This window comes from Legionella qingyii, assembly GCF_003184185.1.
In genome coordinates this window covers 1-7,480 of record NZ_QHJG01000068.1, presented here as the reverse complement: position 1 = coordinate 7,480, position 7,480 = coordinate 1, and the positions used below count along the sequence as shown (strand labels likewise).

The following is a 7,480-nucleotide window of genomic DNA, read 5'->3' as shown; positions in this document are numbered from 1 at the left end:
ATCACCATTTCGGAAAGTTCCTGGTCGCTATTTAAGAAGGACTTAGCTTGCAAAAGTGACCATACCAAATTTTTGTTTAAAACAACTTGCTTTTTACGCTCTGGATCTTGGGATGCTTTATTCATTACGTTATCAAAACCACTGCCAGAACAGGCCATACGTGCTTTGACGTAATCACTAAATAATCCTTCTTTGCCCATAGCCGCTTGGTCTTTGCAAATTTTCTGCTGGCTTTCCGCGGTCTTTGGCCAGACCCCACCAACCATGTTTTGTGACAACTGACAGGAGTTGATACTGGCCTGATTGGCCATTTGTTCCAATTGTTGTAAATAATCTCGAACTTGTTTCAGCTCAGGAACAGTTGATGCCAGCATTACATCTACGGCATAAGCGCCAGCATTGGTCATCACTGATTTGCCTAAATCCACAAGCTTTTGTTCGCTTAAAAAACTCATACTTCCGGTGAATAAATCGATTCCCCCACATCCTGCGCGATAGCTGGGGAGGTCTAATTGCACCAACTGATATTGTCGTACTTGATTGCGCGCATACAGCGAACCTCCACCAAAAAATCCTGCTGCTTGTGACTCAAAAGCAGCGGGAGAAGTTACATTGGATGCGTAGCCAATTCCATTAAAGAAATTATCTAAATCGGTGCTGACACTAGCCCGTGTCATTGAAACCACACTCAACAGCACAAGGCTTACCATTAATTTGTTCATAGCATCACTCCACTGCGCTCATAAGATGTAATTTTGGGAATGAGGTGCTCCATACGATAATTTAATTCGTCTTGGGTCATAGACCCAAATCCAACAGGAAACAGCATCTTTGTTTTGGGATTCACCACAAACAATGCAGGATAGGTAATGGGTTTTCCTTGAAATGCTGCGTTAATCCATTCGGTGGTAGCTGGTAAAAAGTTTGGAAATTCAGGCAAGGGTTGATTGTCAAATGCTAAGGGAAGTATCTCTACTTCATTCTGCACAGCCCATGATTTAAGAATGGGCGCGAATAGATGGCAATGAGGACATTGGCTTGCATAAAAGAGAATGAGTCCATGTTCTCTAAAAAAGCCATGGTGTCGGGTTTTGGGTTCTTCTTTGGCTGTATGTTGTAGTACACCCTGCTCCTTGGAAGCCATAATCTTCGTAAACCATTCGGAACTTTTTGCGTGCACAGTGAATGTACTTATAGTCAGAGTAAGTACGGTAATAAACGAACGCCATTTCATCTTTGTTCTCCTTGAAATAGAGTTCCTATCTGCATGAGTCGCTCCATTAATACATCCTGAGTGGTTAAACCATACGCCACAGGTTCTGTTTTATGGAATTGTGGGTTTACCAAAAGGAGTGCAGGAAAATAATGCACGCCAAGATGATTTGCTTGCCCTGAGTCAATTTTTGAGTGAGGGAATTCAGGTGAAATCACCCCATCCACACTAATGGGCATGAAAGTCAAACGAAACCGATGACAAAAATCAGCAAGAATGGGAATTTGCTTGAGATCATAAGGACTTTTACCCCGGTAGAAAAACAGTAATCCATGGGATTTGGCGAGAGTTTTGATTACTTCTATACGGTGTGTCTCACGTACTTCATCAGTGATTTTAGTACCCATACTCGATGTAGGGTGGGTCACTGTATAATCGTATTGGGGATAAGCAAGCATCGTTTTTTGGAATAAGGTTTTAAAATGCGTTGACTCATTGAGCCAATAATCTTGAAGACTCAGAAAAACGCGCATGTCTTCGACCTTTCTGGTGTACCGTGCTTTATGCAGGGCTTCCATGGTATAGAAACGAAGTATCGCATCGCGTTCAGTAAAACTAAGCTGGTTAAAGGGAATACCTCCAGGCGGTAGTTGTCTTGTCTTTTTCTGTTCCTTTTCGATGCTGTACCAAAGAAAACCGACCGGTTTCTCGGCGAACACACCAAGGGAATTAAGGAATATCAAAAGAAAAATGCCCCATTTAATCATGTGCACGCCCCATCTGTTTTAAGCGCTCGATATGGGACTGATTGACCGCAGAGACTTGCCCGTCATCTGGAAGTACTTTACGACTCATGAGCTCTTGAGTAATGGGGGATAAATCCAAAGCAGAGAAGTTAATACGTTCGAGTTCTTCTGGAGTAATACCACGACAATTGGCTTTATTATCCTCATCTTTTGCCCAACCAAAGTGAATGCCTAACTGATAAAAACGTCCTTGAATTTGCAGAATAGAAGCCAATTTGGTAGGAAAAACGCACCACGACTCTTTTTCTTCAAGACAAATGCCTAATTCTTTTTTGGCACAGAACGTTCCTACGTTAAATGCTCGCCCTTCTTCCTTGGCTTTGGCCAGCCGCTTCTCATCCTCACTGCAATGAGTCATGTGGTAACTGCCATGACAACAATTACGTATATTGGCAACCACTTTGCGACAAGTTGAATTGGTTCCGGTAAAAATGGCAGGCATCCCACTGCGAACTTGCTTGGTTGCAACATCGGATGCCACGCCAGCCAAAGCCCCTAGGCGTGACAAGCCTTCCGCCGCATCATCACTTTCTTCTGCAAAAGATAAGTCACACGCTCCATCACTGCAGGGGATTTTGTCAGGACAAATGGTTTTTTCTGGAAAACACACCTGATTCATACAGGAAAATGTTTGGAGAAACCGAGTGCATAATCCATTGGATGCAGTAAGACACTGTGAACTTATTTGCGAACAGCCGGCCTGAAGCAAAGGCATGCAATAACTGTTTTCTAAATAAGAACAGTGATAGTTGGAAGCATGCCCCCAGCAAGGTCTGGTAATAGCAATACCCTCAATGATTTTTGTGGCATTAGGTTCAAGGCATGAATTGGTGTTCGTCAAAATACAAGAATCCGAGGTATTCTTTTCGCAGGCTTGAGTGACCCAAGACTCTTCACTTACCTGTTGCGTCAATGTCATCCTAAGCGGTATCGGTGCCTTAATTATTTTTCCTAAAGAAACCGTCACTGTGGGGTCTTTGCAGGCAGGATTTTTTATGATTTGCAGCACTTTATTGTGATACATCACCACCAGATTTAATGCTTCACACGCAGGGCTTATTTCGGCAAGATTAGCTTTGCTGCATTTTTTGTTGTGTTTGCCACATTGGGCTAAATGAAACGTTGCGCTTCCTTGAGGAAACATGAGCTCGCGAGTAAAATTTTGTGTGAGTGGTTTTAGCGTTACCTTAAGCGCTTCACCACAGGAAATATTTTTATAGCCCACAGTTTCTTCGCAGATTTTGGTCTCTGGGGTAGATTCACAGAAGCCTGGTTCTTTATAGCAGACGCCATTTACCGCATCTTCGGGATGTTCAAGCAATTGTTCAGCATAGCGCATCTCAGGGCTATTCGGATTGTAGCGCCCTTTAGTGCGGGTTCCTGCGTGTTGATAAACTTCTAAAGCATCGGGATTATTAGACAGTGCGTTTAAGCCTGTAGAAGGCAAAGTGTTTGTTCCTTCTTGCGGGAGAAGGCTCGTCTCGTTGGGATATTGTGTATACCCCTTCAATACGTTTGCAGGATTAAATCCATTTAAAGCCTGCATCGCTTGCTCACGCGCCTTTAATACATCGACTGGAGTTTGAGCAAATCCCGCAGTAATGAATAGAGAGGAAAATAAAATCAAGATGAGTTTACTCATCACCAATCCTCCGAGCATCACGCATTGAAAAGTGGGTATCTCCATGTCCTGCAATTCGCGACAATCCTTCTCGAAGAGTTAAATGACCATAAATCACATCAAAGACGTTACCCTCGTCAACAACCAGTGCAGGGACTTGCTGAATCCCAAAGCGCTCAAATAAGGTTGGGTCAATTGCCAGATTCAAATTTGGGATTTGCTTGCTTAATTCCATGACCTTGAGTGCGGTATCCCTCATTGAATCGTGATATAGTCCATTTAAATACGCAGGAATGTGTAACCTGCTGCTTTCTTTGAGTGTCTCCTCCAAAAGCGTATCCGGCATGGAAAAGCTGACAAACACTGATACCGCAGAGGCAACAATTACAGTATTCGCAAAACATCCCAGTAAAAAAATAATTCCTTTTTTTAGCATTTCAAACTCCGTCTAAAGGAAAGTACAGTTGCGTTTTCGCCACACTAAAAATCCATATTGGTCGGGGGTATGTGGTTTAATTTTTCCGAACTCCCAAGCCAAAGTACTTAAACCGCCTGGATAGCAATGCTTGCCATCTGATACCTGATTCACCATCTCATAGCGATAGCGAGATTTAGGGGTTACGGTGTAATAATGTTCTTTGCAAATTGCACCGGACGCGGAATTTGAATCAGACACTAAAAATTCACGATGCATTTTGTAATTCATACGTTCGGTCAAAAGAAGTGCGGTTTGCACCGGAGAAATAGGTGCATGCACATGGCCTGTCAGAGGATAATGAGTCCCTTGACTACCTGCACACCAAAAAAGGCTGTCTATGGGTTTCTTGGTCAATGTCGAAGAAAGAGCGTCCGCAGCGCATGCTGAAGCTGCTATGGGATTAGCAAACAATACTGACTCAGGACTTAATACAAAGCTCATTTCAGAATCTTGCCAGGTGGGGTCAAGTTCGGTCAGATAAGCAATATCAAAATCACCACCTTGCAAACAGCCAATCGAGGTGATGAGATTAAGCCAGCTGATGAGCGGATATTTGTACCAATGGACATGGAAAAACGCACGTTGCTGCCCATTACCCACCACATGACGCCCTCCCTTATTCTGTTTTAAACCCAATTTGAGCTTGATGCCTCCAAGATTCACCAGGCAATATGGTGTATCGGTCACATCAGTCAGCGCCACAGGCTCCCAAAATCCAATATTCAGTCCCACACGCAATCCCATAGGGCTTGGGCATATACCTACGGGACTTGATGCATTGACGGTATCGGGAAGAGATGAATTTACTACTTTGATGTTGCCTATCGACAAAGGAAATAAGCATCGCCAACACACATCGATAATCGGATTAACAAAATGTCCTGTACACTGCTTGCTAAAACCACTGCAAGAAAAAATAAATAAAACCATTAAAAATAGAGTTCTAAACAACATTGCCATTCTCCTTAATTGCCACTTCAACAATAAGAAGCTGATTTTCTTTGCGTGTTACTTGTGCTGGCACATGTTCAATATTAAGCTTTCTTATAATGCGCCCTTCCTGATCAAAATAAATCACAGCATTTAGACTCTTTTCAGCGCGCTTAATTGCCCCACCCGTCAAAATAAATTTGGGATTAGGACATTTACTCTTCTGCATCTGCGCCCAACGAACCTGTGCTTTGTCATCCGCATTAAAAAATAACCAACAAGGTCTATACGCTGGCATATACTCCATGGCATTGACATAAGTTCCCTTTGGGTACAGAACATTGCCTTTATGGTCAGTGATATCCTGACTTAAAGTTATTTCTGATTTGTAGTAATGTCTGATTGTTTGGTTGATTCGCTCCAAACCTAATGCGGTAGGTCTGTTAGTATGGTTGACCACTGTATTAATCCATTTCCGGTTTAATGCCTCCAACTCACCACTAGTGGTTAATGTGCGTAAACGTTCTTCGATCAGTACTAAAAAGCTTTTTTCTGCAATGGGGAAAACCTCGCCTACAACACCGAATGATTTAGCATTAACATCCCAATAAATTGCTAACATAAGAGACACAAGCAATACCCTTTTCATAACTTGCTCCTCATTGCTTGTCCTAATTTGTTAGCAATCTCATTGGTAATGTCATCACCACCGGCAAGAACCTTACGATGATCTAAAATCATGACGTGATGTTGCTTTGCATACTGTATTAACAGAATTTGGAGTTTATTTTTAAATTGACGTGTTGCATGGATCACTTGCTCATCATTTGCTTGATGCTCTGCTAATTGACGAATCAATTGCGCCTGAATTGCTTCGGTATCAAAAAACACCACTTTAGTGTTTGGTGAACTCCAAAACAGTTCCAATCCAATAAGAATTAATGCAGCTACACTCACTAAAACTTGATGAACTAATCGCATAATTCATCTCCATAATATTGTTGCGCCACACGATAAACAGCATCTGTAAGTGGTACTCCTTGGTTCATTAAGGATTCTATTTCCCCAAATTCATCACCTGAGGTAGAAAACAAAACCCTTGAAAATGGATCGCAAAAATAACGATGAAATGTTGTGACATTACCAAATTGAATCATTAAATTGGAAAAGCCTTGTGTTTTAGCCTCACCAAAGGATTCGATCATGGATACTTCTAGAGGGTTAAAATGGTCGGGATGGCTTTCTATAAAATCTCGAAATGCTCCTTGGCGCATGATGATTTTGGTATCTGCTGCAGCAGCAATGGCTTGCCCTTGTAGCGTTTTCATAGTGTCGGAGAGGTTTTGGGTAATTACCGCAAAACCACCGGTATGTTTTCTTGCCGTACGAAACCCCTGCTCAATAAATCCTGCAGAAATTGGATTAGAACCTACAGCCAGAAATCGCCACGCTTCATCAATAATGCAGCGTTTTTGAATTCGGCGGTCGGAATGGTAAAATTGACCCTGAATAATCACAATCATGACGAACATGACAATGGTAAGCAGTTCTGGGTTACTTTCAAGTTTCCCCATTTCCAGAACCACAAAATTAGAGTTATTCAAGAGAGGGGTATCGCTGTTAAACAGCTTGCCGTAGATTCCTTGGCTTCCATATTTATCCAACAAAACCAGCAAATCTTTTAATCTTCGGTCATTTCTGGATTCTGGTTTGTGAAGAAGCTCTCTCAGTGCTGCCAATACATCATCCATTTTGGCGAGCCGTCCTCTCTCTTTCCAACAGGTAAGAACCGCATCCAAAAGCCATGCTTTTTGTACCTCACCCAATCCTTCATTGGGACTCGCCATAATGGCTAACAAGTCTCTGATTTGAATGTAATCATTCACCTTTTCGCCATCAATTTCCGTAACCCCATCAAAATCAAATAACGTAAAAGGATTAAGCGTCAATGTAGATGCATCAATGTAGCTTCCACCGACTAATTCACATAAATGCTTGTAAGAACCCCCTAAATCAATAACAAAAATTTGCTGCCCACGTGATAAACCATCAAGAATTTGTGCTTGTTCAAAAAAGGATTTACCAGAGCCTGGGCTTGCAATGGTTAAACGATTAAAATTGGTAATAGGTAAAACTCGGTCATCAAAGGTATCTAAATAAAACAATTGATGGCGGTATGTTGGTAGAATAAGCCCCTGCCGTGCTCCTTTAAAATCAGCAACCACAGGCAAAAGATTGGCCACATTCGTATGACTTAGTTTTTTGGTTAAGCCTAAGAGTTCAAGGCTTGAAAAAAGCCCTTCGGTCAACATAAAAGGGAAGCTTCCCAAAAATCGAAGCCACTGTTTGCAACGGCTTTGGATCAGTGTAAATCCCATTTGCCTAAAACTCGCGATTGCTTTTGCCACATGCTCCCGTTCTTTTTCAACGGT

The 7,480-nt window shown here is 42.2% G+C and carries 9 protein-coding genes; all 9 read right to left on the bottom strand.

Annotation, left to right across the window (positions count from 1 at the left end):
- On the bottom strand, nucleotides 1-722 hold a 722-nt coding region (locus DGG96_RS20340; protein WP_205872635.1), incomplete at its 3' end, for a conjugal transfer protein TraH.
- Nucleotides 719-1,234: a type-F conjugative transfer system pilin assembly thiol-disulfide isomerase TrbB gene (gene trbB, locus DGG96_RS20335; RefSeq protein ID WP_110144289.1), complete on the bottom strand. Its 516-nt coding sequence runs from the start codon at nucleotides 1,232-1,234 to the stop codon at nucleotides 719-721. The genes trbB and DGG96_RS20340, both read right to left, overlap by 4 nt.
- Complete coding sequence (gene traF, locus DGG96_RS20330; RefSeq protein ID WP_110144288.1) at nucleotides 1,231-1,980, bottom strand: type-F conjugative transfer system pilin assembly protein TraF; 750 nt, start codon at nucleotides 1,978-1,980, stop codon at nucleotides 1,231-1,233. The genes trbB and traF overlap by 4 nt, the downstream gene beginning before the upstream one ends.
- The gene (traN, locus tag DGG96_RS20325) at nucleotides 1,973-3,661 is read right to left on the bottom strand and encodes a conjugal transfer protein TraN (RefSeq protein ID WP_110144287.1); all 1,689 of its coding nucleotides are present in this window, start codon (nucleotides 3,659-3,661) and stop codon (nucleotides 1,973-1,975) included. The genes traF and traN overlap by 8 nt, the downstream gene beginning before the upstream one ends.
- Entirely contained in the window at nucleotides 3,654-4,076 is a 423-nt protein-coding gene (trbC, locus tag DGG96_RS20320) for a type-F conjugative transfer system pilin assembly protein TrbC (protein WP_110144286.1), read from the bottom strand. The genes traN and trbC overlap by 8 nt, the downstream gene beginning before the upstream one ends.
- A 12-nt stretch (nucleotides 4,077-4,088) precedes the next feature.
- Nucleotides 4,089-5,072, bottom strand: coding sequence for a conjugal transfer pilus assembly protein TraU (gene traU, locus DGG96_RS20315; RefSeq protein ID WP_110144285.1), 984 nt, complete (start codon nucleotides 5,070-5,072; stop codon nucleotides 4,089-4,091).
- Nucleotides 5,062-5,697, bottom strand: a complete 636-nt coding sequence (traW, locus tag DGG96_RS20310; protein WP_110144284.1) for a type-F conjugative transfer system protein TraW — start codon at nucleotides 5,695-5,697, stop codon at nucleotides 5,062-5,064. Before traW ends, traU begins: the two co-directional genes overlap by 11 nt.
- Nucleotides 5,694-6,029, bottom strand: a complete 336-nt coding sequence (locus DGG96_RS20305) for a TrbI F-type domain-containing protein (protein WP_110144283.1) — start codon at nucleotides 6,027-6,029, stop codon at nucleotides 5,694-5,696. The genes traW and DGG96_RS20305 overlap by 4 nt, the downstream gene beginning before the upstream one ends.
- Nucleotides 6,020-7,480 (bottom strand): type IV secretion system protein TraC (traC, locus tag DGG96_RS20300; RefSeq protein ID WP_110144282.1); only part of this gene is annotated, 1,461 nt, incomplete at its 5' end. The genes traC and DGG96_RS20305, both read right to left, overlap by 10 nt.

Excerpts from the sequence above, each read along its gene's own strand:
- traF (WP_110144288.1), bottom strand. The coding sequence starts at position 1,980 with ATGATTAAATGGGGCATTTTTCTTTTGATATTCCTTAATTCCCTTGGT.
- trbC (WP_110144286.1), bottom strand. The coding sequence starts at position 4,076 with ATGCTAAAAAAAGGAATTATTTTTTTACTGGGATGTTTTGCGAATACT.
- traW (WP_110144284.1), bottom strand. The coding sequence starts at position 5,697 with ATGAAAAGGGTATTGCTTGTGTCTCTTATGTTAGCAATTTATTGGGAT.
- DGG96_RS20305 (WP_110144283.1), bottom strand. The coding sequence starts at position 6,029 with ATGCGATTAGTTCATCAAGTTTTAGTGAGTGTAGCTGCATTAATTCTT.
- traU (WP_110144285.1), bottom strand. The coding sequence starts at position 5,072 with ATGTTGTTTAGAACTCTATTTTTAATGGTTTTATTTATTTTTTCTTGC.
- traN (WP_110144287.1), bottom strand. The coding sequence starts at position 3,661 with ATGAGTAAACTCATCTTGATTTTATTTTCCTCTCTATTCATTACTGCG.
- trbB (WP_110144289.1), bottom strand. The coding sequence starts at position 1,234 with ATGAAATGGCGTTCGTTTATTACCGTACTTACTCTGACTATAAGTACA.